Source organism: Geodermatophilus africanus (assembly GCF_900107105.1).
Lineage (GTDB): Bacteria > Actinomycetota > Actinomycetes > Mycobacteriales > Geodermatophilaceae > Geodermatophilus > Geodermatophilus africanus.
In genome coordinates this window covers 279,454-300,870 of record NZ_FNOT01000001.1, presented here as the reverse complement: position 1 = coordinate 300,870, position 21,417 = coordinate 279,454, and the positions used below count along the sequence as shown (strand labels likewise).

The 21,417-nt window shown below is 76.7% G+C and carries 21 protein-coding genes; 11 read left to right on the top strand and 10 right to left on the bottom strand.

Annotated features, from left to right (window positions below):
• Positions 1–107: 107 nt before the first annotated feature.
• The gene (locus BLW63_RS01340; protein WP_091150646.1) at positions 108–524 is read left to right on the top strand and encodes a nuclear transport factor 2 family protein; all 417 of its coding nucleotides are present in this window, start codon (positions 108–110) and stop codon (positions 522–524) included.
• Positions 525–916: 392 nt separating this feature from the next.
• Here the strand turns inward: BLW63_RS01340 and BLW63_RS01335 are convergent, their stop codons facing one another.
• The 3 genes from BLW63_RS01335 to BLW63_RS01325 form a co-directional block, all read right to left on the bottom strand.
• Positions 917–2,545, bottom strand: coding sequence for an MDR family MFS transporter (locus tag BLW63_RS01335; protein ID WP_244522276.1), 1,629 nt, complete (start codon positions 2,543–2,545; stop codon positions 917–919).
• A 13-nt stretch (positions 2,546–2,558) separates the two neighbouring features.
• Positions 2,559–3,158 carry a TetR/AcrR family transcriptional regulator gene (locus BLW63_RS01330; RefSeq protein WP_211516960.1) on the bottom strand — a complete coding sequence of 200 codons (600 nt, stop codon included), beginning with the start codon at positions 3,156–3,158 and terminating at the stop codon, positions 2,559–2,561.
• A 65-nt stretch (positions 3,159–3,223) separates the two neighbouring features.
• On the bottom strand, positions 3,224–3,607 hold the full coding sequence (locus BLW63_RS01325) for a nuclear transport factor 2 family protein (RefSeq protein ID WP_211516959.1): 384 nt from the start codon (positions 3,605–3,607) through the stop codon (positions 3,224–3,226).
• Between the two features lie 77 nt (positions 3,608–3,684).
• Between BLW63_RS01325 and BLW63_RS01320 the strand changes: the two genes are divergently transcribed.
• On the top strand, positions 3,685–4,095 hold the full coding sequence (locus tag BLW63_RS01320; RefSeq protein ID WP_091150641.1) for a YybH family protein: 411 nt from the start codon (positions 3,685–3,687) through the stop codon (positions 4,093–4,095).
• 48 nt (positions 4,096–4,143) lie between these two features.
• Here BLW63_RS01320 and BLW63_RS01315 read toward each other — a convergent pair whose 3' ends face one another.
• Entirely contained in the window at positions 4,144–4,302 is a 159-nt protein-coding gene (locus BLW63_RS01315; RefSeq protein WP_244522275.1) for a hypothetical protein, read from the bottom strand.
• Between the two features lie 21 nt (positions 4,303–4,323).
• Here BLW63_RS01315 and BLW63_RS01310 point away from each other — a divergent pair, with 21 nt between their 5' ends.
• Entirely contained in the window at positions 4,324–4,644 is a 321-nt protein-coding gene (locus BLW63_RS01310) for an MBL fold metallo-hydrolase (protein ID WP_244522274.1), read from the top strand.
• Here the strand turns inward: BLW63_RS01310 and BLW63_RS01305 are convergent.
• Entirely contained in the window at positions 4,641–6,239 is a 1,599-nt protein-coding gene (locus tag BLW63_RS01305; protein ID WP_091150638.1) for a hypothetical protein, read from the bottom strand. The genes BLW63_RS01310 and BLW63_RS01305 overlap by 4 nt on opposite strands.
• A 121-nt stretch (positions 6,240–6,360) precedes the next feature.
• Between BLW63_RS01305 and mug the strand changes: the two genes are divergently transcribed.
• Complete coding sequence (gene mug, locus BLW63_RS01300; RefSeq protein ID WP_170856584.1) at positions 6,361–6,870, top strand: G/U mismatch-specific DNA glycosylase; 510 nt, start codon at positions 6,361–6,363, stop codon at positions 6,868–6,870.
• Between the two features lie 9 nt (positions 6,871–6,879).
• Here mug and BLW63_RS26570 read toward each other — a convergent pair whose 3' ends face one another.
• Positions 6,880–7,020 carry a hypothetical protein gene (locus tag BLW63_RS26570; protein WP_170856583.1) on the bottom strand — a complete coding sequence of 47 codons (141 nt, stop codon included), beginning with the start codon at positions 7,018–7,020 and terminating at the stop codon, positions 6,880–6,882.
• 18 nt (positions 7,021–7,038) lie between these two features.
• Positions 7,039–7,521: a GNAT family N-acetyltransferase gene (locus tag BLW63_RS01295; protein WP_170856582.1), complete on the bottom strand. Its 483-nt coding sequence runs from the start codon at positions 7,519–7,521 to the stop codon at positions 7,039–7,041.
• 96 nt (positions 7,522–7,617) lie between these two features.
• Here BLW63_RS01295 and BLW63_RS01290 point away from each other — a divergent pair, with 96 nt between their 5' ends.
• Together BLW63_RS01290 and BLW63_RS01285 are read left to right on the top strand one after the other, a co-directional pair.
• Positions 7,618–8,076, top strand: a complete 459-nt coding sequence (locus tag BLW63_RS01290) for a winged helix-turn-helix transcriptional regulator (protein WP_244522273.1) — start codon at positions 7,618–7,620, stop codon at positions 8,074–8,076.
• A 1,052-nt stretch (positions 8,077–9,128) separates the two neighbouring features.
• Positions 9,129–10,505 (top strand): FAD-dependent oxidoreductase, encoded by a 1,377-nt coding sequence (locus tag BLW63_RS01285; protein WP_091150632.1) that lies wholly within the window; start codon positions 9,129–9,131, stop codon positions 10,503–10,505.
• Positions 10,506–10,656: 151 nt separating this feature from the next.
• On the opposite strand, the gene BLW63_RS28835 is transcribed toward BLW63_RS01285, so the two are convergent.
• Positions 10,657–11,592 (bottom strand): cold-shock protein, encoded by a 936-nt coding sequence (locus BLW63_RS28835; protein ID WP_091150630.1) that lies wholly within the window; start codon positions 11,590–11,592, stop codon positions 10,657–10,659.
• Positions 11,593–11,937: 345 nt separating this feature from the next.
• Here BLW63_RS28835 and BLW63_RS01275 point away from each other — a divergent pair, with 345 nt between their 5' ends.
• On the top strand, positions 11,938–12,525 hold the full coding sequence (locus BLW63_RS01275; RefSeq protein ID WP_091150628.1) for a hypothetical protein: 588 nt from the start codon (positions 11,938–11,940) through the stop codon (positions 12,523–12,525).
• Between the two features lie 152 nt (positions 12,526–12,677).
• Positions 12,678–13,736, top strand: a complete 1,059-nt coding sequence (locus BLW63_RS01270) for a 2,3-butanediol dehydrogenase (protein WP_091150626.1) — start codon at positions 12,678–12,680, stop codon at positions 13,734–13,736.
• On the opposite strand, the gene BLW63_RS01265 is transcribed toward BLW63_RS01270, so the two are convergent.
• Positions 13,711–13,995, bottom strand: coding sequence for a YciI-like protein (locus tag BLW63_RS01265; RefSeq protein ID WP_091150624.1), 285 nt, complete (start codon positions 13,993–13,995; stop codon positions 13,711–13,713). The two genes, BLW63_RS01270 and BLW63_RS01265, sit on opposite strands and share 26 nt — an antisense overlap.
• A gap of 22 nt (positions 13,996–14,017) precedes the next feature.
• Complete coding sequence (locus BLW63_RS01260) at positions 14,018–14,992, bottom strand: sensor histidine kinase (RefSeq protein ID WP_244522272.1); 975 nt, start codon at positions 14,990–14,992, stop codon at positions 14,018–14,020.
• 208 nt (positions 14,993–15,200) lie between these two features.
• Between BLW63_RS01260 and BLW63_RS01255 the strand changes: the two genes are divergently transcribed.
• From BLW63_RS01255 to BLW63_RS01245, 3 genes are all read left to right on the top strand, one after another.
• Positions 15,201–15,920: a GDSL-type esterase/lipase family protein gene (locus BLW63_RS01255; protein ID WP_170856581.1), complete on the top strand. Its 720-nt coding sequence runs from the start codon at positions 15,201–15,203 to the stop codon at positions 15,918–15,920.
• 2 nt (positions 15,921–15,922) lie between these two features.
• Entirely contained in the window at positions 15,923–16,711 is a 789-nt protein-coding gene (locus BLW63_RS01250; protein WP_091150620.1) for an alpha/beta hydrolase, read from the top strand.
• A gap of 87 nt (positions 16,712–16,798) precedes the next feature.
• On the top strand, positions 16,799–21,361 hold the full coding sequence (locus BLW63_RS01245) for a cation-translocating P-type ATPase (RefSeq protein ID WP_091150617.1): 4,563 nt from the start codon (positions 16,799–16,801) through the stop codon (positions 21,359–21,361).
• The last annotated feature ends 56 nt before the right edge of the window (positions 21,362–21,417 follow it).

The following is a 21,417-nucleotide window of genomic DNA, read 5'->3' as shown; positions in this document are numbered from 1 at the left end:
ACGAGTGGCGGCCGTCGAGCGTCGGCAGACGGGAGGTTGTTCGTAGACTTGTGACCGAACCCTCAGCTGCTCTCGACACGGCACACGCGAGGCGAAGGGGTGGTGTCATGAGTCAGGTACTCGGTGGTCAGACCAGCTCCGCGGACGCGGTCCGCGAGGACGACGAGGTGCGCCGGGTGGTGCAACTCTTCCTCGACGGCGAGTCGAAGGGTGACGCCGCGAAGCTCCAGGAGGCCTCGCACCCGGATGCCCGGATGTTCGGGTCGGTCGGGGGCGCCCGCTACGACATGCCGATGGCGGAGTTCATCGGGCTGGCGGCGAGGAAGCCGGGCGACACGGGCAGCCACCGGACGCGCATCCTCTCGGTGCAGCAGACCGGAGACGCGGCTGTGGCAGAGGCGGCCGAGGACGGCTACTGGGGGTCGCTCTCCCTCGTCGACTACTTCCAGCTCGTGCGCATCGAGGGGACCTGGAAGGTGGTCAGCAAGCTCTTCGCCCACACCGGAGGGGACGTGCCCGCGTAGCGCGGCATCGACGGGGGAGACCACCCGGTCCCAGCGGCGGCGACCCACTGCAGCAGCCCGATCCCGCCGCCGACGGTGACGGCGAGCGCGGCCAGCCGCGGTGGCGTGTCCAGCGTGGTCGCGTACATGCGCAACGCGGTCAGCGGCGCACGTCAGTCCCAGCCGGAGCCCGCGGCCGGCGTGGGCGTCAGCAGCACAACCGCCAGGGCGGCGTCCAGTCCGCGGCGACGGTCGGCGTCCACGGCTCCACCGTGCCCGCCCGGCCGGAGACGGTCCGGCGAGCCGGTTGGACGTCGGCTGGGAACCGCGTCCCCGCGCCGGTGCGCGGTCCTGGTGGTCCCAGCACCCGCCGAGGCCACCGAGAGCGCACAGCCGTCACGATGACGACAGGGTCAGCGCGCCGGGGTGGCCGCGCGCGCGTCGTCGTCCCGGCGGTCGACGCCGTCCCCGGTGACCGCCTCGCCGCGGGCGACCAGGCCGGCGACGTCGGACAGCGGGATCTCCCGGAGGAACAGCGCCAGCAGCAGCGCGACGGCGAAGGCGGGCAGCAGGTAGCCGAACACCGGGGCCAGCGCGCCGGCGTAGGCGTCGACGATCGCCGTCCGCAGCGGCTCGCCGGCTGCCTCGACCGCCTGCGGGACCAGGCTGTCCGGCGAGGTGATGCCGGCCGCGACCGCCTGCTGCGCGTTGTCCTGCAGCGCACCGGTGAGGTTCTCGGCCAGCCGGTTGGTGAACACCGTGCCGAAGACGGCGACGCCCAGCGTGGCGCCGACCTCGCGGAAGTAGTTGTTCGTCGAGGTGGCCGTGCCCAGGTCCCGCGGGGAGACCGCGTTCTGCGCCACCAGGACGACGACCTGCATGACCAGGCCGAGGCCCAGGCCCATGACGAAGAGCATCGCGCAGATGGTGACCAGCGAGGTGTCGCCCGACAGCGTGGTCATCCAGAGCATCGCCGCGGCGATCACCAGCACGCCGGCGATCGGGAAGGCCTTGTACCGGCCGGTCCGCGTCATGGCGATGCCCGAGCCGATGGCGGTGATGAACAGGCCGGCCATCATCGGCAGCATCAGCAGGCCGGAGTTGGCCGCCGAGGTGCCCGAGGCCATCTGCAGGAACGTGGGCATGAAGGCGATCGCCGAGAACATCCCCAGGCCGATGGCGGCGCCCAGCGCCGTGGCGACCACGAAGGTCGGGTTGCGGAACAGGGACAGCGGGATGATCGGCTGCGCGGCCCGCTGCTCGACCAGCACGAAGGCGAGCACCGAGACGGCGAAGGCGGCCATCAGGGCCAGGGTCCAGCCGTCGGTCCAGCCGCGGTCCCCGCCGAAGTCGGTGAAGAAGACCAGGGACGTGGTGGCCGCCGACAGGGTGGCGATGCCGGCGAAGTCGACCGGCTCGGTGTTGCGCCTGCGCGGCAGGGTCAGCGCGAACCAGCCGATGACCAGCGCGGCGACGCCGACCGGGACGTTGATCCAGAAGCACCACTGCCAGCCGAGGCTCGCGGAGTCGGTCAGGTAGCCGCCGACCAGGGGGCCGGCGACCGCGGCCAGGCCGAAGACCGCGCCCAGCGGGCCGAGGTACTTGCCGCGCTCCCGGGCCGGGACGACGTCGGCGATGATCGCCTGCGACAGGATCATCAGCCCGCCCCCGCCGAGGCCTTGCACGCCGCGCCAGACGACGAACCAGGTGAAGTCGGTCGACAGCGCCGCGCCCACGCTGGCGACGGTGAACAGCGCGATCGCGGTGAGGAACAGGTTCCGGCGTCCCCACAGGTCGCCGAACTTGCCGTAGATCGGCATGACGAGCGTGCTGGCCAGCAGGTAGGCCGTCGTCACCCAGGCCATGTGCGAGACGCCGCCGAGGTCGCCGACGATGGTCGGCATCGCCGTCGAGACGATGGTCTGGTCGAGGCTGGAGACCAGCATCCCGGCGATCAGCGCCGAGAAGATCAGGTTGATCCGGCGCCGGGTGAGGACGAACGGCGGTGCGTCGTCCGGCGCGGTCGGGGTGGGGGCGTGCACGGGGCTCCTCGGGTCAGTGGGGGAGGGCGGTCAGGCCGCGGGCGAGGACGTCCCACGCCTCGTCGACGAGGCGGGGCAGGGAGTCGGTGAAGCCGCCGGTGAGCCAGCGGTGCAGCGCCGTGCGCATGACGGCGCCGCTGGTCAGCGCCAGCAGCGTGGGGAGCGTGTCGGCGTCGACGTCGGTGCCGGTGCGCTCGGCGACGGCGGCGGCCAGCGCGCGGTCGGCCTCGCCGAAGTGGGTGACCAGCCGGCCGACGAGGTCGGGGTTGGCCTCGATGACCTGCAGCCGGAGCGGCCATAGCTCGGTCTCGCCCGCCATCTCCTCGGCCTGCTCGCGCTGGACGGCGCGCAGTGCCTCGACGACCGGTTCGTCCGCGGGCCGCCCGGCGAGGGCCTGCGCGGTGCGCCGCAGCTCGGCGGGGTCGAGGCCGAGAACCGCGTCGTCCTTGGTAGCGAAGTAGTTGAAGAAGGTGCGCGGCGAGACGTCGGCCCGGGCGGCGATGTCGTCGACCGAGACGCCGTCCAGGCCGTGCTCGGCCACCAGCCGCAGCGCGGCCTCGTGCAGCGCGAGCCGGGTGGCGGCCTTCTTGCGCTCACGGAGTCCGGTGGTCACCCGGCCATCGTTGCACCGTCTGCAAGTTTGCGGAGTCTGCAGGAGGTGTCGCATCCGTCACGGCGTCAGGCGGGCAGCGCCGTCGGGGCGTACGCCAGCAGCCGCCACGACCCGCCGGCGCGCGTCCAGACGGCGAGCGCCAGGTTGTCCAGCGTCTTGGGGACGCCGGCGACGTCCACCACGGCGGCCATCCGGCCCACCACGATGGCGGTGTCCCCGGTGACCTCGACCCGGTCCACCGGGTGCTCGGCCCGGCGGTACACGTAGTACCGCGACCGCAGCTTGGCCAGGTACTCCTCCTTGGTGTCCCGGCTGCCGCTCGAGTGGGTGTAGCAGAGCCCGTCGGCGAGCAGGTCCCCGAGGGTGTCCAGGTCGCCGTCGACCATGGCCCGGTAGCGGCGGTCCTCCGCGGCGAGCACGGCCTGCAGGTCGTCCGGCGCGTCGGTCACCGGGCCATCGTGACCCCTCCGGCCGTCGGGCCGCACCGCGGGCGGTGAGTCGTCGTGCCTGCGCCGGTCTGACCGTCATGACCGATACCGAGCCGAAGGACGACGAGGCCGCCGTCCGGACCCTGGTCCACCGGTGGGCGCGCGCCGTGCACGCCGGCGACCTGGCCGGCGTGCTGGCCGACCACACCGAGGACGTCGTGATGTTCGACGTGCCGCCGCCGGAGGACGGCGTCCGCGGTCTGGACGCTTACCGCGCGACCTGGCCGGAGTTCTTCGCGTGGCAGCGGTCCGGTGCGTCGTTCGAGGTCGTCGAGCTGTCCGTGACCGCCGGCGCGGACGTCGCCTGGGCCTACGCCCTGCTGCGCTGCGGCACCGCGGCCGAGCTGGCCGAGCACCCCGGGCGCCGGCTGCGGCTGACCCTCGGGCTGCGCCGGGAGGGCGGCCGCTGGCGGGTCGCGCACGAGCACCACTCGTTCGCGCTGCGCTGACGGGAGCCGGCTGCCGCCCCGGTCGCCGGGGCGGCAGCCGGTCGCGGGTCAGCCGCCGGCCTTCTCCTGCTCGTACCGCTCGGTCATCGTGGCGACCGCCTGCAGCTGCTGGGCGGCGTAGTCCTCCCGCTTGCCCATCGCGTGCTCCTTGACGTCCAGCGTCGCCTGGGCGTGCGAGATCTCGCCGCCCTGGAAGTGCGGCGCCACGTGCTGGGCGATGAGCTCCCAGTGGGGCAGCGCGTCGCGTTCGTCATGGACACCCGGCTGTGCGACGCGGTGCACACGCTGGCCGACGGCGCGGACCTGCTCGTCGTCGAGTCGACGTTCCTCGAGGAGGACGCCGCGCAGGCCCGCGCGTACGGACACCTGACCGCCCGGCAGGCGGCGACCGCGGCCGCCGAGTGCGGGGTGCGGCGGCTGGTGCTCACCCACTTCTCGCAGCGCTACCCCGACCCGTCCCGCTTCCGGGACGAGGCGGCGGAGGTGTTCGACGGCGACCTGGTGGTGGCGGCGGACCTGATGATCGTGCCGGTGCCGCGCCGGGCCTAGCGGACCTCGCCGGTGCCGTAGTCGCCGAACGGCTCGGTCGCGACGGCGCTGATCGGCACCTCCGCCAGCGCGCGGCCGGCCGCGTCGAGCGTGCGGACGTCGCGCGCCCCGAGCGGCAGGAGGGCGGCACCGCCGCCGTCGGGCAGCGGCACGGTGGCGAGCACGCCGCCCCCCTCGTCGAGGACAGCGGCGGCCGTGGCCGGGGCGGGTGCGGTGACGACCAGCCAGCGGCCGGCGTCCGAGGGCTCGGCCTCGGGGGAGGAGAGGTCGCACACGCGCGCCACGACGAGCCCGGCGACGTCGGTCGTGCCCGGCGGGGTGTGCACGCCGCAGGGCACGGTGCGCCCGGTGCCGGTGCTGCCCAGCTGACCCGCCCGGGTGGTGACGACGAGCCCGCCGCCGGGGCTGCGGCCCACGACGACGACGGCGCTGCCCGGGACCTCGGGCATCGGCAGGGTGCCCGACCAGAGCAGCTGCGGCAGCAGCTCGGCCGGCTCGGCGCCCAGCGGGACGGCGATGTCGGCGAGCGCCTCGGCCACCAGCCGGTCGGCGGGCGCGGCGGACGCCGGCCGCAGCGGGTCCAGCGGCGGGACGTCGGCGGGGCCCGCCGGCAGGTCGGGGGCGGGCGCGCCGGCGCGGTGCACCGGCTGCCCGTCACGCAGCACCCGGACGCTGGTGCCCGCGCCGCCGGTCGTCGTCGGCACGGAGGTGACCGCGAGGCCGCCGTCCGCCGGGACCGGCTCGTAGGTGCGGCCGACCGTCCCGCGCGGGCCGACCTGCAGCCGCGGGGAGACCTCGACCTCGTCGCCGGGGGCGATGACGACGACGAGGGTCGCCGGGCCGGGGCCGCCGACCACCAGGGACGCCGGCCGGTAGGGGCCCAGCTCCTGCGGCACGTATGGGGAGAGCCGGTCGGGCGGGGCGCCCACCGGGCCGGTGAGCCAGACGCCGCGGACGTCCTCGTCGACCGTGCCGGCGAGCAGCACGGCCCGGCCGTCGGGGGTGTCGGTGGCGAGCACGACGCGGCGCTCCTCGACCGGCGGCGCGGTCAGCGGCCCCCAGTCGGCGCGGCGCGCGGCCTCGACGAAGCCGGCGTCGTCGGCGAGCGAGCCGCGGGTGGGCTCGGTGAGCACGGGGACGTCGGCGGCCGGCTGCTCGTCGCCCGGCGGGTCGGGCGGCTCGGTGCCGAGTCGCGGGACCACGAGGGCGGCCGCCGCCACGGTGACGGCCGCCGCGACGGCGAGCCCGGCGGTGCGGGTCCGACGCTGCCGGCGGGCGCGGGCGAGGGCGTCGGTGGCCGCCGCGTCCGCGTCGAGCCGCCAGCGTGCGGGCGGGGTCGGCGGGGGACCCTCGTCGAGCGACTCGAGGACCTGCCCGTCCCCGCGGCCGGTGGCGGCGGCGTGCAGCGCGTCGGCGACGGTGGTGGCGGGGTCGGCACCGCGCCGTCCCCATTCCCAGCGGGTGCGGGCCAGCGCGCGCTGGACGGCGTCCTCGGCGCGGTCGGGGTCGCCGATCAGCCGGAGTGCCTCGGCGAGCAGGTCGTCGCGCTCGGCGGCGACGAAGCGGCGGAAGGCCGCGTCGGCACGCTCGGTCATGCCGGCCAGTGTGCGCTGTCCCGGGCCGGCCTCGCGCCGAGCCGGGGCGGGCCCGTGCCGTCCCCGGCGGCCCGGCGCCGTCCGCGGTCAGCCTCGCGCCGTCCCCGGTTAGCCTCGCGCCGTGCCGGGGAAGCCGCTGCGCGACGTCATCGCCCCTGGCCTCGACGTCCTCTTCTGCGGGATCAACCCGTCGCTGACCTCGGCCGCGCGCGGCCACCACTTCGCCCGGCCGGGAAACCGGTTCTGGCCGGCGATCCACCGGGCGGGCCTCACGCCGCGGTTGATGGGGCCCGAGGAGGACATGGCGCTGCTCGACCACGGCCTCGGGGTGACCAACGTCGTGGACCGCCCGACCCGGACGGCCGCAGAGCTGTCCCCCGAGGAGCTGCGGGCCGGTGCGGCGGCGCTCGACGAGCTGGTGGGGCGGTACCGGCCGCGGGTGCTCGCCGTCCTCGGCATCACGGCCTACCGGCTCGGGTTCGGCCGGCCGCGCGCGGCGATCGGGCTGCAGCCGGAGCGGGTCGGCGGCGCGGCGACCTGGGTGGTGCCCAACCCCAGCGGGCTGAACGCCCACCACCAGCTGCCCGACCTCGCCCGCATCTACCGGCAGCTGCGGCCGCCGGCCGGCTGACCGCCGCGGTCAGCGGCGGGTGGAGAGGGACCGCAGCTCGTGCGCGGACTCGACGGTCGGGGCACGGGCGAGCGACCGCTCGAAGGCGCGCTCCTCGCGGCGGCGGGCGCGGGCGCGGCGGTGCTCGGCGAAGCTGGTGCGCAGGGACATGGTGCTTCCTCTCGCTGGTCAGGCGGCGACGGGTGCCGCCGCACCGGGCACGGGGCTCTGCACGGCGTAGACGCCGTGCTCGGGGGTGAGGACGGCGCCGGGCAGCAGCCGCCGGACCAGCCCGACCATCCGGTCGTTGTCGGCCTGGACGTCGGCGGTGAAGCTGCGGACGCCGCGACGGGCGGCCAGCGCGGTGAGCTCGCCGAGCAACTGGCGGCCGACGCCGACGCCCTGCCAGGCGTCCTCGACGACCACGGCGACGTCGGCGGTCCCGGGATCGGCGGGGGAGCGGTCGTAGCGGGCCACCCCGACGACCTCGCCGCCGATGACGGCCACCAGTGCCTCGCGCAGGTCGTGGTCGACCTCGACGAGCCGGTGTGCCTCCGCCGGTGGCCGGCGCAGCGGGGCGTGGAAGCGGCGGTAGACCGTCTCGGGGGAGAGCCGGTCCCACAACCGGCAGAACAGCGGCGCGTCGTCCGGCCGTACGGGCCTGGTCGTCACGGGCAGATCCATCCTCGGCCTCCCTGGGTTCGTGAGACGAACCTTGCTCCTGTCGAGTGAGTTCGTCAAGTGAACCCAGCCCGGTATGCTCCTGCTGTGAGCGAAGCCGTGTGGGACCGGTCCCGGTGTTCGGTCGCGGGCACGCTGGCCGTCGTCGGGGAGAAGTGGAGCCTGCTCGTACTGCGCGAGGCGTTCCTCGGCGTGCGCCGGTTCGCGGACTTCCAGCGCATCCTGGGAGCGCCCAAGGCGGTGCTGACCGACCGGCTCACCACGCTGGTGGACCAGGGCATCCTGCGGCGGGTCCCGTACCAGGCGCCGGGGGAGCGGCAGCGCCACGAGTACCGGCTCACGCAGAAGGGCATCGACCTCCACCCGGTGCTCGTGGCTCTCATGCGGTGGGGGGACCAGTACCTGGCCGAGGACGGCGACGTCCCGCTCGAGCTCCGGCACCGCGACTGCGGCGAGCCGGTGCACCTGGCCCTGGTGTGCGACGCCGGCCACGAGCTCTCCGGGGCCCGTGAGGTCCAGGCCGAGCCCCGGGTCCAGGCGAGATGACCACCCCGAAGGGGCGGCGGCCTGACCAGGACGGGCCGCCGGGCGACCCGTACGACGGGAGCGGCACTGCCCTCGTGGTGAAGCCCGCAGCGGTCCGCCGGACGGCGTGCGTGACGACCTCCGCACCCCCTCGACCGGTCGCTGACCGACAGCCGCATCTCGCCCGATCGTGCGGCGCCGGCTGGGGTGCCCCGTCGCGGGGGTCGGGTGGGTGGGGTCAGAAGGGCGGCGGGTCGTCGGTCGGGTCGGGTGCCGGTGGTGGCTGGTCGGCGGCGCGAGGTCGGTCACCGTCAGACCGACCCCGAAGCCGCCGCGGAAAAACATGCCGCCACGCTAGGCCGGGGGTACGACACTTCCGGGGCCCTGACCAGCCAAGACGCCGGGTGCACCACCGCGCGCCGCCGACGGAGGGGCCGGCCCAGACCGGCGGTGTCGCGCTGCGCCCACCCCGGGGAGTTGATCATGGGGTTGATGCCGACGACACGCGAGGACGCGCCGCAGCAAGCAGCCACAACCCCATGATCAACGGCGGTGGCGGTGGCGGTGGCGGTGGCGGTGGCGACAGCAGCGGCGGTGGCGGTGGCGGTGGTGCTGTCGGCCGCCCAGCAGCCCAGCCGACGGGCGCGGCAGGGGCGGGTGGGAGCACCAGGCGGCTGGCGGGAAGCGGTACGGACGGCGGTACAGGCAGCCCTGCGAGCGTCAGACCGGCTGGGGTCCGGACGGCGGCGGGGCCGACGGGTCGGCAGGGCCGGGCACGGGGAAGGGAGCCGGCTCGGGCGGGGGCACGGGGTCCACGGGCGACGGCGTCGGTGACGGTGGCTGCGGACCGGGAGGTGGCGGGACGGTCATGGACCGACGCTAGCCCCGCCGCACGCCGTCGGCGGCCGGCGAGTCGCGGGACGGGCGCCACCTGGGGGCGGCCGGCCGTGACCGCGACCCGCCGCACGCCGTCGGCGGCCGGCGAGTCCCGGACGGCGCCACCCCGGGACGGCAGGCCGACCGCGACCCGTCACGCCCGGCGGACCGGCCCGCGACGCCCTACCGTCCCGGACGTGGCTGAACGCGTGGTGGTGATCGGTGGGGACGCCGCGGGCGGCAGCGCCGCGTCGCAGGCGAAGAAGCGGCGCCCCGACCTCGACGTCGTCATGTTCGAGCGGGGGCGTGCGACGTCGTACTCCGCGTGCGGCATCCCGTACTGGATCAGTGACGCCGTCGACTCCGAGGCCGACCTGATTGCCCGCACGCCGGAGCAGCACCGTGCGATGGGCGTCGACGTCCGGATCCGCACCGAGGTCACCGGTATCGACCTCGACCGGCGCGTCGTCCACTGGCGGGACCTCGCCGACGGCGGCAGCGGCGTCGAACCGTTCGACCAGCTGGTGTACGCCACCGGCAGCGTCCCCATGCGCCCGCCGGTGCCCGGGATCGACGCGGCCGGGGTCCACGGCGTCCAGACGCTGGACGACGGCGCGGCGCTGCGGGCCGCGCTCGAGAGCGGGGACGTGCGCCGGGTGGTCGTCGTCGGCGGGGGCTACATCGGGCTGGAGATCGCGGAGGCGTGCCGGATCCGCGGGCTCGACGTCACCGTCGTCGACCGCTCGGCCACCCCGGTCGGCACCTTCGACCCGGACGTGGGCGAGTTCATCGCCGACGCCGTCCGCAAGGAGGGGATCGACCTCGTTCTCTCCGACCCGGTCGCGGCCATCGAGGTCGACGCCCGTGGCCGGGCGCGGGCGGTCGTCACCACCAGCGGTCGTGAGCTGCCCGCCGACCTGGTCGTGCTCGGCCTGGGGGTGCGGCCGGCGGTCCGGCTGGCCGAGGAGGCCGGGATCCCGCTCGGCACATCGGGAGGTGTGGAGGTCGACGCGCGGATGCGCACCTGCCTCGAAGGGATCTGGGCGGCCGGCGACTGCGTCGAGTCCGTGCACCGGCTCTCCGGGCAGCGGGTGGTGGTGGCACTGGGCACCCACGCGAACAAGCAGGGCCGGGTGGCCGGGATCAACATCGGCGGCGGGTACGTCACCTTCCCGGGGGTCATCGGCACCGCCATCACGCGGATCTGCGAGACCGAGGCGGCGCGCACGGGGTTGTCGGAGCGGGAGGCCGCGACGGCCGGGTACGAGTTCGTCACCGCCGTCGTCGACTCGACCACCAAGGCCGGCTACTTCCCCGGCGCGCAGCCGATCCGGGTCAAGATGATCGCCGAGCGGCGCAGCGGGCGGCTGCTGGGCGCGCAGATCGTCGGCAAGGAGGCGGCGGCCAAGCGCGTCGACGCGCTCGCGATCTGCATCTGGAACGAGATGGGCGTCGACGAGATCCTCTCGCTCGACCTCTCCTACGCCCCGCCGTTCTCGCCCGTCTGGGACCCCGTGCTCATCGCCGCGCGCAAGGCCTTCGAGGCCGTGGAGGCCGACGTCCGGACGCTCTGACCGGCGGGCCCGCCGGCGCCGCACCCGGAGGGCGCGGCGCCGGCGCGAGGCCCCGTCCAGGGCCGGCCCCGTCCAGAGGCTCGCCGCGAGCTCGCGAGCGGTGAGGAGGACGGGGCCCTTCTCCGAGGCGTGGGGGAAGGGTGGCCCTCTCTCAGGCCGGGTCGACCCGGTCGGCCTGCCGGCCGCGCTGACCCTCGCTGGCCTCGAACTCGACCCGCTGCCCCTCGTCGAGGCTGCGGTAGCCGCCGCGGTCGGCGATCGCCGAAAAGTGCACGAACACGTCGGGCCCGCCGTCGTCGGGCTCGATGAACCCGAAGCCCTTCTCGGCGTTGAACCACTTCACCGTGCCGTTGGCCCGACCGCCGCCCGAGGGACGGCGACCCCCGCCGGCGCCGCCGCGCCCGGCGTCCCGGCCCCCGTCGCGGAACCCGCCGGAGTCGCGGTAGCCGCCACGGTCCCGGTCCTGGTACCCGCCGCGGTCCCGGTCCTGGTAGCCGCCGCGGTCGGACGAGCCGTACCCGCCGCCGTCCCGCGAGCCGCCGCCGCGCTCGGCCGGCCGCACGTCCTCGGCCTGCGGGCCGCGCTGGCCCTGGGTGACGTCGAACTCGACCCGCTGGCCCTCCTCGAGGCTGCGGTAGCCGCCCCGGTCGGCGATCGCCGAGAAGTGCACGAAGACGTCCGGGCTGCCGTCGTCGGGCTGGATGAACCCGAAACCCTTCCCGTCGTCGAACCAGGAGACGGTGCCCGTGGCGCGCCCGCCCCGCGACGGCCGTCCGCGGTCGCCGCCGCGGCTCCGGTCGTCCTCCCGCCCGCGACCCCGGTCGTCCTCCCGCCCGCGGCCCCGGTCGTCCCGACCGCGCTCCGGGCGGCGCGGGGCGCCGCCGATCGGCCGCACCGAGTCGGCCTGCGGCCCGCGCTGACCCTCGCTGGCCTCGAACTCCACCTGCTGCCCCTCGTCGAGGCTGCGGAACCCACCGTCGTCGGCGATCGCGGAGAAGTGGACGAACACGTCACGCCCTCCGTCGTCGGGTGCGATGAACCCGAACCCCTTCTCGCCGTTGAACCACTTCACCGTGCCCTGCGGCATCCACGTGCTCCTGCACTGCTCGTCGCCGGCGGGCCCGTCCCACCGGCTGTCCTCCGGCCCCGCCGTCCCGGGAGGGAGGCGCGGCCGCACCCTCCAGCCTCCCTCACGCGACGCGCGTCCGGGCGGGTACCCCGCAGGAGACCGGTCACGTGGGCACGTCGGTGCGGTCGGTGAGGACGTCGAGCCGGGCCGCGCACCCCCCACCGACACCCCCGACGGCCGCCTCCCTGCAGGCCGGAGTGGTCCCGCGGCGTGTCTCGGACCGGACGGGCGTGTCCCGTTATGCGGACGCGGGTGCGGGTAGGGGCGGCCACTCACGCGGGCACACCACCGACGGAGGAACAGATGACCACCAACACCGACAATCATTTCGTCGCGCAGTCGGTGCACGACCTGGGCTCGGCCCTGTGGTTCGGCGGAGCGGTGATGGGGATCGCCGGGGTGAACAAGTCCGGCCAGGACCTGTCGCAGGGCCTCGACCGCATCCGCGTGGCGGGCTCGGCCTGGAGCCGTTTCCAGCCCGCTCAGTTCGGCGGCATCGCCGCCACGCTGCTCGCCGGGCTGCGGCTCACCCAGGTCGGCGGCCGGCGGATCGCCCTGCAGCAGGGCTTCGGCACCGTCGGCGCGCTCAAGGCCGGCCTGGCCGTGGCCGGTGCGGGCGCCACCGCCTACGCCGCCTACAGCGGCAACAAGATCGGCAAGGCCGCCGAGGAGGCCGCGCGCCGCGGCGAGCAGGTGGAGGTCAAGGACGCCACCCTGCCCATCGCCGGCACCCCGCCGGAGGTCGCGAAGTGGCAGCGCCGGCAGCGGGTGACCCAGTTCGTCGTCCCAACGCTGGCCGGCGCGAACATCGTCTGCAACTCCTGGCTGGTGCAGTCCTACCGCGTCGGGGCGACGGCCAAGGGCGTGCTGCGCCGGCTGCTGCCTGATTGAGGACCCCCTGCCCCCGCCGCTCGCAAGCTCGCGACGGGACCCGGCAGGGGGCCGGGTGCAACCGGCTGCAACGCTGCCGGGGACCGGGCGGGTCGCGGTGTCCTGTCGGCAGCCTCCCGCGCGGGGGTCCACCGACGGACGGAGACGACGCCATGAAGGCAGCCCGGTTCCACGGTCGCGGCGACATCAGGGTCGAGGAGGTGCCCGAGCCCGCGGTGCGGCCCGGCACGGTGCTGGTCGAGGTGGAGTGGTGCGGCATCTGCGGCACCGACCTGCACGAGTACCTCGACGGCCCGATCTTCGCGCCCCCCGCCGGCGCGCCGCACCCGCTGACCGGCGAGACCGTGCCGGTCACCCTCGGGCACGAGTTCGCCGGCGTGGTCGCGGAGGTTGGCGCGGACGTGGACGGCGTCCGGGTCGGCGACCGGGTGGCCGTGGAGCCCTACGTCGTCTGCGGCCGCTGCGACGCCTGCCGGCAAGGTCGCTACAACGTCTGCCGCACCCTCGGCTTCGTGGGGCTCTCCGGCGGCGGCGGGGGCTTCTCGCGCTACGTCCTGGTCGAGCGGCGCTGGGTGCACCCCCTCGGCGACCTGGGCACCGACGTCGGCGCGCTCATCGAGCCGCTCGCGGTCGCCTACCACGCCGTCCGGCTCTCCCGCGCCCGCCCGGGCCACTCGGCGGTGGTCTTCGGTGCGGGCCCGATCGGGCTGGTGACGACGGCCGCCCTGCGCGCCGCCGGCGTGGAGGAGGTCGTCTCGGTGGAGCCGGCCGAGGCGCGCAAGCAGAAGGCGGCCGTCGCCGGTGCGTCGACCGTGCTCGACCCGCGCGAGGTCGACGTCGTCGAGGCGGTCGACGAGCTGACGGCGGGCCGCGGCGCGGACGTCACCTTCGAGTGCGCCGGCGTCGACCAGGTGCTGGCGACGGCCATCCGCTCGACCCGGGCCGGCGGCACCTGCGTCAACGTCGCGATCTGGGGTCACGACGCCCGGGTCGCGATGAACGACCTGGTGTTCCGCGAGGTCAGTGTGCTCGGCAGCCTCGCCTACGCCGACGACCACCCGGCGACGATCGAGATGGTCGCCGCCGGCCGGGTCGACCCCTTCCAGTTCATCACCGGGCGGATCGGGCTGGACGAGATCGTCGATCAGGGCTTCCGGGAGCTGGTCGACAACAAGGAGGAGAACGTCAAGATCCTGGTGCAGCCCCGATGACGACCGCCCACGGCCGGATGGTCCAGCCGGTCACCAGCCCCTGCACGACGTAGGGGTCGGACGCGACGAAGCGCTCCACCACCTCGCGCGGCGCCGTCCACACCAGCAGGGCGCGGTCGTACGGGTCGGGGAGGGCCCCGGCCATCAGCAGCTCGCCGCGCTCGTGGGCCGCCCGGGCCAGCGCCAGGTGGTCGTCCCGCAGCGCCGCCCGGCGCTCCAGGTAGTCGTCGGCCAGCGTGTACTCCAGGACCAGGTGCACGCCGGCAGTCTGGCAGGGGCGCTCAGCGCAGCGCGGTCGTCAGCCGCACCGTGACGCCGTCCGGTCCGGGGCTGATGTCGACGTGGTCGCACAGCTGGCGGGCCAGCCACACGCCCATGCCGCCGCGGGAGAGGTCGGTGCCGTGGGCCGGGCCGTAGCCGGCGAACGGGTCGTCCGGGCCCGGACCGGCGTCGGTCACCGTGCACACCAGCCGGTCGGCCGAGGTCCACAGCCGCAGGCCCACGGGCGGCGCCCCGTGCCGGATGGCGTTGGAGGTCGTCTCGTCGACGGCGAGCAGAAAGTCCTCGACCACCTCGCGCGGGCCCCGGACGGAAGCCAGCTCGGCGGCGACGGCGTGCCGCAGTGCGATGGGGTCGGCGACGTCGTCCACGGCCAGCCGGGGAGCGGAGCCCTGCAGCGGCTCCGGCGGCACCGGCAGCCCGCGGAGGTACTCCGCGGGGTCGACGAAGTGCGGGTTGGCCGTGCGGGAGCGGCCGACGACAACGGCGGGGTGGGTGCGGGCGACGGACTCCAGCACCGGCTCGGGCAGCCGCGTGGTGTCGAAGACGCACAGTCCCCACAGCGGCCAGGGGGCGAGCACGCGGTTCAGCACCGCCTCGTAGCGCTGCCACTCCAGCCACTCGCGCTCGGTGCGCCCGAAGTCGGTCTCGCCGACCACCCGCACGCCGGCTGCGCCGGCCGCGGTGAGCTCGTCGGTCAGCCGCCGGAACGCGGTCACCGCCGCGGGGGTGCGACGGGCGTAGGCCTCGCCCCGCTCGAGCATGCGGACCCGCTCGTCGCCGTCGACGGCCGTCCGGACGAGGTCGGCGGTGGCGGGGGAGGCGGCGACGACCACGGCGTCCCCGGCGGCCAGGCCGTCCCGGACGAAGGGAACCGTCGCTGCGGCCAGCTCGCCGGGGGAGGAGAAGAACAGCGCGTCGTGCCGGTAGCGCGGCCCGCGGGCGCGGACGACCCCGTCCTGCAGCGCCGTGTCCACCTGTCCGTCCCCTCGCCGCGGCCCCCGTTCCCCCTACCACGGTAGCCAGGGCAGCGGCGTGGCCGCCCACCGAGCGGGGAATGTCGCCCAAGCCGGGCCGTTCCGCGGGTGCCCGGCCGGTGTCCCTCCCGGGCCCGGACGAGGTCCCCGCCGCCGCGGTGGCGCCGCGCGGGGCGCGGCCGACCGCCTCCGCGCGCACGATGACGAGGTGACCGGCTCCGGGGGGTACGTCGCGCTCGGCGACTCCATCTCGATCGACGACTACTCCGGCGGCCCCGGCCGCGGCGGGGCCAGTCTGCTGTACGCCAACCGGGACGACGACTTCCCGGAGTGGCGCGGGCGCGACCTGCGCAGCACCGCGCCCGGGACGGCGTTCGCGCTGCTGGCCACCGACGGCGCGACGACCCGCACGCTGCTGGAGGCGCAGCTGCCCCGGCTCGCCGCGCTCCCGACGCGGCCCCGGCTGGTCACGCTCACCATCGGCGGCAACGACCTGCTCGGCGCGTACGGGGACACCGCGGCGGCCCGTGCGGTCGTCGCCCGGGTCGCGGCCGCGCTCGACCCGGCGCTGGCCGCGATCGGCGCCGTCCTGGCCCCGGGCGGCCGGGTCGTCGTGGGCACCGTGTACGACCCCAGCGACGGCACCGGGAACGCGGCGCGGCTCGGCCTGCCGCCCTGGCCGGACGCCGTGGCGCTGATCGGGGAGCTCAACGACGCCCTGCGCGAGGCCGCCGCCCGGCACGGCGCCGCGGTGGCCGAGATCGCCGAGCGCTTCCGCGGCCACGGGCTGGTGGCCGGGGACCCGCGGCGACCCGACGCCCGGCCGGAGCAGCGCGACCTCTGGTTCTGCTCCCTCATCGAGCCCAACGCCTGGGGTGCCGACGGCGTCCGCGCGGCCTTCTGGGCGGCCCTGCACGGCGGCGGCTGACGGTGGCCGCCCCGGGGTCCCCGTGGACCCGCCGTCGCCTGCTGCGCGCCGCCGGGGCGCTCGCCGGTGCCGGCGTCCTCGCCGGCTGCGGGCCGGCGCTGCCGGGGGCGCCCGGGAGCACGGACGCGGCCGCCCGCCTGACCGCCCGCCCGCAGCCGGGGACTCCCGCCGCGCCGCCGGCGGCGGGGACGCAGCCGGTGGACCTGGGGGTCGAGCGGCCGCCGCTGCTGCAGGTGCCCCCCGGGATCGGGACGGTCGGCCCGGCGCCGCTCGTCGTCGCCCTGCACGGCGCCGGCGGGGACGCCGAGGCGGGTCTCGGGGTCCTCGGCGGGCCGGCCGCGGCGCGGGGTCTGCTGGTCCTGGCGCCGGCTTCCCGCGGGTCGACGTGGGACGCGGTCACCGGCCGGTTCGGCGAGGACGCCGCCCTGCTCGACCGGGCCCTCGAGCGGCTGTTCGCGACCGTCGCGGTCGACCCGGCGCGCGTCGCGGTGGCCGGGTTCTCCGACGGCGCCTCCTACGCGCTGGGACTGGGCCTCGCCAACGGCGACCTGTTCGGCCGGGTGGTCGCGTTCTCCCCGGGCTTCGTCCCCGGCTCGGCGCGAGAGGGGCGGGCGGCGGTGTTCGTCTCGCACGGCGACGCCGACGACGTCCTGCCGGTCGAGGGGACCAGCCGGCGCATCGTGCCGGCGCTGCGCGAGGACGGCCACGACGTCACTTACCGCGAGTTCGCCGGCGGCCACGTCGTCCCACCCGAGGTGGCGGGGGAGGCGGTGGACTGGCTCGCGGGGTGACGGCGACGGCGCGGGGCGCGCTCGCGCCCCGACGGGCGTAGCGTCCGCAACCACCCAGCTTCCGGGGTTCGAGTTCCGGGGGAGCCGATGGCCCTTCTGCGCCGGTTCGGTGCGGCCCGCAGCGCGCTCGGCGCGGCCGCCGGGCTGGCTGCTGCCGGTGTCGTGGCCGGGGCCGGCGTCACCGCCGGGCTCGTGGGCGGCACTGCTGGGCTCGTGGGGGAGACCGCGTCCGTCGCCCGCCGGGGCGCCCGCGCCTCGCTGTCCCTGGCCCACGCCGCCGCGGTCACCGGCACCCGCGCCGTCGGCACCCTCGTCACCGGCGCCGACCCGCTGCCCGACGGTCATCTGCACGACCTGCTGGACACCGCGCGCGGGATGGTCGAGCCGCCGCCGGCGCGGCACACCCGCCGGGTCTGGGCCGACCGGGGCCGGGTGCAGGTCGAGCTGCTGGCGCCGGATGCGCAGGAGACCCCGGAGGTCCGTTCCGCGCTGCGCCGGCACCTCGAGCGGCTCGAGGGCGTGGAGTGGGCGACCGTCAACGACGTCGTCGGCCGGGTCCTGGTCGCCTTCGACGAGCGGCAGGTCACCGTCGAGGACCTCGTCGGCACGGTGACCGCCATCGAGAAGGCCCGCGGCGGGACGGGGCAGTTCCCGGCGCGGGAGGACCACCCCGCCGACCTGGAGCCGCTGCTCGCGGCGCTCGCCGCGACCGGGATCGACCTCGCGGCCGTCGGCGTCGCCTACGCGGCCAGGCTGACGCCGGTCCCGGCGCTCACCCGGCACGCGACCCTCGCCGTCGCGCTGCTGGAGTCCCAGACGTGGCTCAAGCGGGCGCTGTACCGGCGGGTGGGCCCGACCGGCACCGAACTCACCTTCTCCGGGGTCAGCGCCCTGCTGCACGCGCTCACGCAGAGCCCCACCGTGCCCGCGCTCAACGCCGCCGCCGCGTTCCAGGAGGTCCTGGAGATGCGCGCCCACCGGCAGGTGTGGCGGCGCCGCGAGTGGGAGCTGTGCCGCCCCGAGCCGGACGACGGCGAGCGGGAGCCCCTGACGCCTCCGGGACCGCGGCCGCGCCCCCTGCCGCCCGGCCCGGTCGAGACCTACACCGAGCGGCTGGCCCCCACCGAGCTGGCCGCCGCGCTCGGCCTGCTCGGGCTCACCGGGCGCCCCGGCCGCTCGGCCGACCTGCTCAAGGCGCTGAACCCGAAGGCCGCCTTCCACGGGCGGGCGGCGTTCGCCACGACGCTGGACCTGCTGCTGTGCCGCCGCGACGTGCTGCCGATGGACGGCTCGGCCTACCGCCGGCTGGACCGGGTCGACACCGTCGTCGTGGACGGCGACGCGCTGTGCACCGGACCGCCGGTGGTGCTCGAGGCCATCGCAGACGCCGAGGGGTGGGACGACGCCCGCGTCTGGTCGGCCGCCGCGCGGCTGGTCGGGGCTCTCGAGGGTGACGAGCCGGAGGACGGCCTGCGGCTCGGACCGGCCACCTGCACCGACGACGCACCCGGGGCCGAGGTCCGGGCGCTGTACCAGGGCCGCCGCCAGGTCGGCACGGCGACCGTCGCCCGCGAGCTGGACCCGCACGCCGAGGCGCTGCTCGCCGTGGCCGCCGCGGCCGGCACCCGGCTGGTGCTGACCGCGCACGCCGGCACGCGGGAGGTGGCCGCGGCCGCCGACGAGGTGGCCCCCGCGGACGAGCCGCTGGTGGACACGGTGCGGCGGCTCCAGGACGACGGGCGCGGCGTCCTCGTGGTCAGCGACACCGACGGCCCCGCGCTGCTGGCCGCCGACGTGTCCGTCGCGCCCGTCCGGCCCGGCTGCTCGCCCGCGTGGGGCGCCGACCTGGTGACCGGCCCGGGACTGACCGACGCCTGCCGGGTGGTCGCGGCGACGGCGGCGGCCCGCACGGTCAGCCGGCGCTCGGTGCAGGCGGCGCTCACCGGCAACGTCCTGGGCGCGCTGCTGGCCGCCGTCGGCAGCGAGCGGTACGGGCAGCAGAAGGCGACCTCGCCCGGCAAGACCGCCACGACCGTCGCGATGCTGGGTGGCACCTGGGCCGCCGTCCGTGCCGCGGGCCGACCGGTGCCGCCGCCGACGGTGCACACCCCCTGGCACGCGCTGGACCCCGACGAGGTGGTGCACCGGCTGGCCGAGCTGCCCGCTCCGGAGGACGCCCGGCCGGTCAGGTTCCGCCGGCTCCGGGCGCACCCGACGGTGCGCGGGCCGTCCCGGTTCGTCCGCACCGTCGCCGCCGAGCTGGCCGATCCGCTCACCCCGGTCCTCGGCACGGGCGCCGCGGCCACGGCGATGCTCGGCGAGGCGACCGACGCGGTCCTGGTCGGCAGCGTCACCGTGGCCAACTCGCTGGTGAGCGGCCTGCAGCGGCTGCGGGCGGAGACGGCGCTGGAGTCGCTGCTGCTGGAGCAGGACGTCGTCGTCCACCGGGAGACCGACGGCGGCCGGGAGGACGTGCCCGGCAGCGCGCTGCGCGTCGGCGACGTGGTGCAGGTCGAGCCCGGCGACGTGCTGGCCTGCGACGCCCGGTTGCTGGAGGCGGTCGACCTGGAGGTCGACGAGTCGAACCTGACCGGGGAGTCGCTGTCGGTGGGCAAGTCGGTGCCGGCGACGCCGGGGGCCGAGGTCGCCGACCGCAGCTGCATGCTCTTCGACGGCACCACGGTGGTCGCCGGTCGCGGGCGCGCCGTGGTCGTGGCGGTGGGGGAGGCCACCCAGGCCGGGCGTGCGGCGCGGGCGGCCGGCGGCGCGGCGCCCCCGGCCGGCGTCCAGGCGCGGCTGGGCGAGCTGACCCGCCAGGTGCTCCCCATGACGCTGGCCGGCGGTGCCGTGGTCGCCGGCCTCGGCGTCCTGTGGCGCCGCCCGCTGCGCGACGCGGTGCGGGACGGCGTGGCCGTCGCGGTCGCCGCGGTGCCCGAGGGGCTGCCGCTGGTCGCGACGGTGGCGCAGCAGGCCGCGGCGCGGCGGCTGTCCCGGCGGGGTGCCGTCGTCCGCAGCGCGCGGGTGCTCGAGGCGCTGGGCCGGGTGGACACCGTCTGCTTCGACAAGACCGGGACGCTGACGGAGAACCGGCTGCGCGTCGCCCGCCTCATCCCGCTGGACGGGGAGCTCGACGAGGAGGGGCTGCTGCAGCTGGTCGCGGCCGGTGTCGGCAACGGCGACGACCAGGCGCACGAGACCGACCGGGCGGTCGTCGAGGCGGCCGAGGAGCGCGGCGTGTGCCCCGACGGCGATGCGGGGGAGAGCCTGCCGTTCGCCGCCGGCCGGGGCTTCTCCGCGGCCGTGCGCGACGGCCGGCTCGTGGTCAAGGGCGCGCCCGAGGTGGTCGCCGCCCGGTGCCGGGACGCCGGGGACCTCACCGGACGGGTGCAGGAGCTAGCCGCCGAGGGGCTGCGGGTGCTGGCCGTCGCCGACCGCGCGCACGACGGCGCCGACGACCTCGAGGAGGCCGCCGCCGACCTCACACTGCGCGGGCTGGTCGGGCTGGCCGACACGGTGCGGGAGTCCTCGGTCGCGGCCGTCGAGCAGCTGCGGGCCGCCGGCGTCCGGGTGGTCGTCGCCACCGGCGACCACCCCGGGACTGCCCGCGCGATCGCCGCCCAGGCCGGCGTCCCCGGCGCCGACCGCGTGGTGACCGGCGCGGAGTTCGCCCGCGCCCCGGATGCCGAGCGGGCCCGCATGGTGCGCGAGACCGCGGTGTTCGCCCGGCTGTCACCGGAGCAGAAGGTGTCGCTGGTCGCCGCGCTGCGCCGTGCCGGGGCGACCCTGGCGATGACCGGCGACGGGGTGAACGACGCCGCCGCGATCCGGCTGGCCGACGTCGGCGTGGGCGTCTCCGGTGCCGAGTCGCCGGCTGCCCGCGCCGCCGCCGACCTGGTCCTCACCGACCTGGACCTCACCCGGCTGGTCGACGCCGTCGCCGAGGGCCGGGCGATGTGGGCACGGGTGCAGGACGCCGTCTCGGTGCTCGTCGGCGGCAACGCCGGCGAGGTGGCGTTCACCGTGCTCGGCACCGCCTTCGGCGGGCGGGCGCCGCTGAACACCCGGCAGCTGCTGCTGGTCAACCTGCTCACCGACATGTTCCCTGCGCTGGCCGTCGCCGTGGCCGCGCCGCGGGGCACCGCCCCGGGCGGCGACGACGGCCCGCTGGCCGGGCACCCGCTGGCCGCGGTGCTCGAGGCCGGGCCGCGGCGCGGCTTCGCCCAGGAGGTGCGGCGGATGGTGCTGGTCCGCGGGGCGGCCACCACCGCCGGCGCGACCGCGGCCTGGACCGTCGGGCGGCTCACCGGGTTCCGCGGCCGGGCCGGGACGATGGGCCTGGCCGCGCTCATCACGACCCAACTCGGGCAGACCGCGTGGGCCGGCCGGCGCAGCCCGCTGGTGCTGGTCACCGCCGCGGGCTCGCTCGCCGTCCTCGCCGCCGTCGTCCAGACGCCGGGTCTCAGCCGCTTCTTCGGCTGCACGCCGCTGGACCCGCTGGCCTGGCTGGTCGTGCTCGGCTGCGCGGCGGCGGGCACCGCCGGGGCCGAGGTCGTGCCGGCGCTGGTGGCGCGGGTGCGCGGGGTGCCGCCGGCGGGGCCGGGACCCGCGCGGCAGCCGCGGCCCGAGCTGGAGCCCGCGCCGGCGTCCTGACCGGCCGTCGTGTGCACACGTCGTGGTCTCCGGGCCGCGCAGACCACCATGTGTGC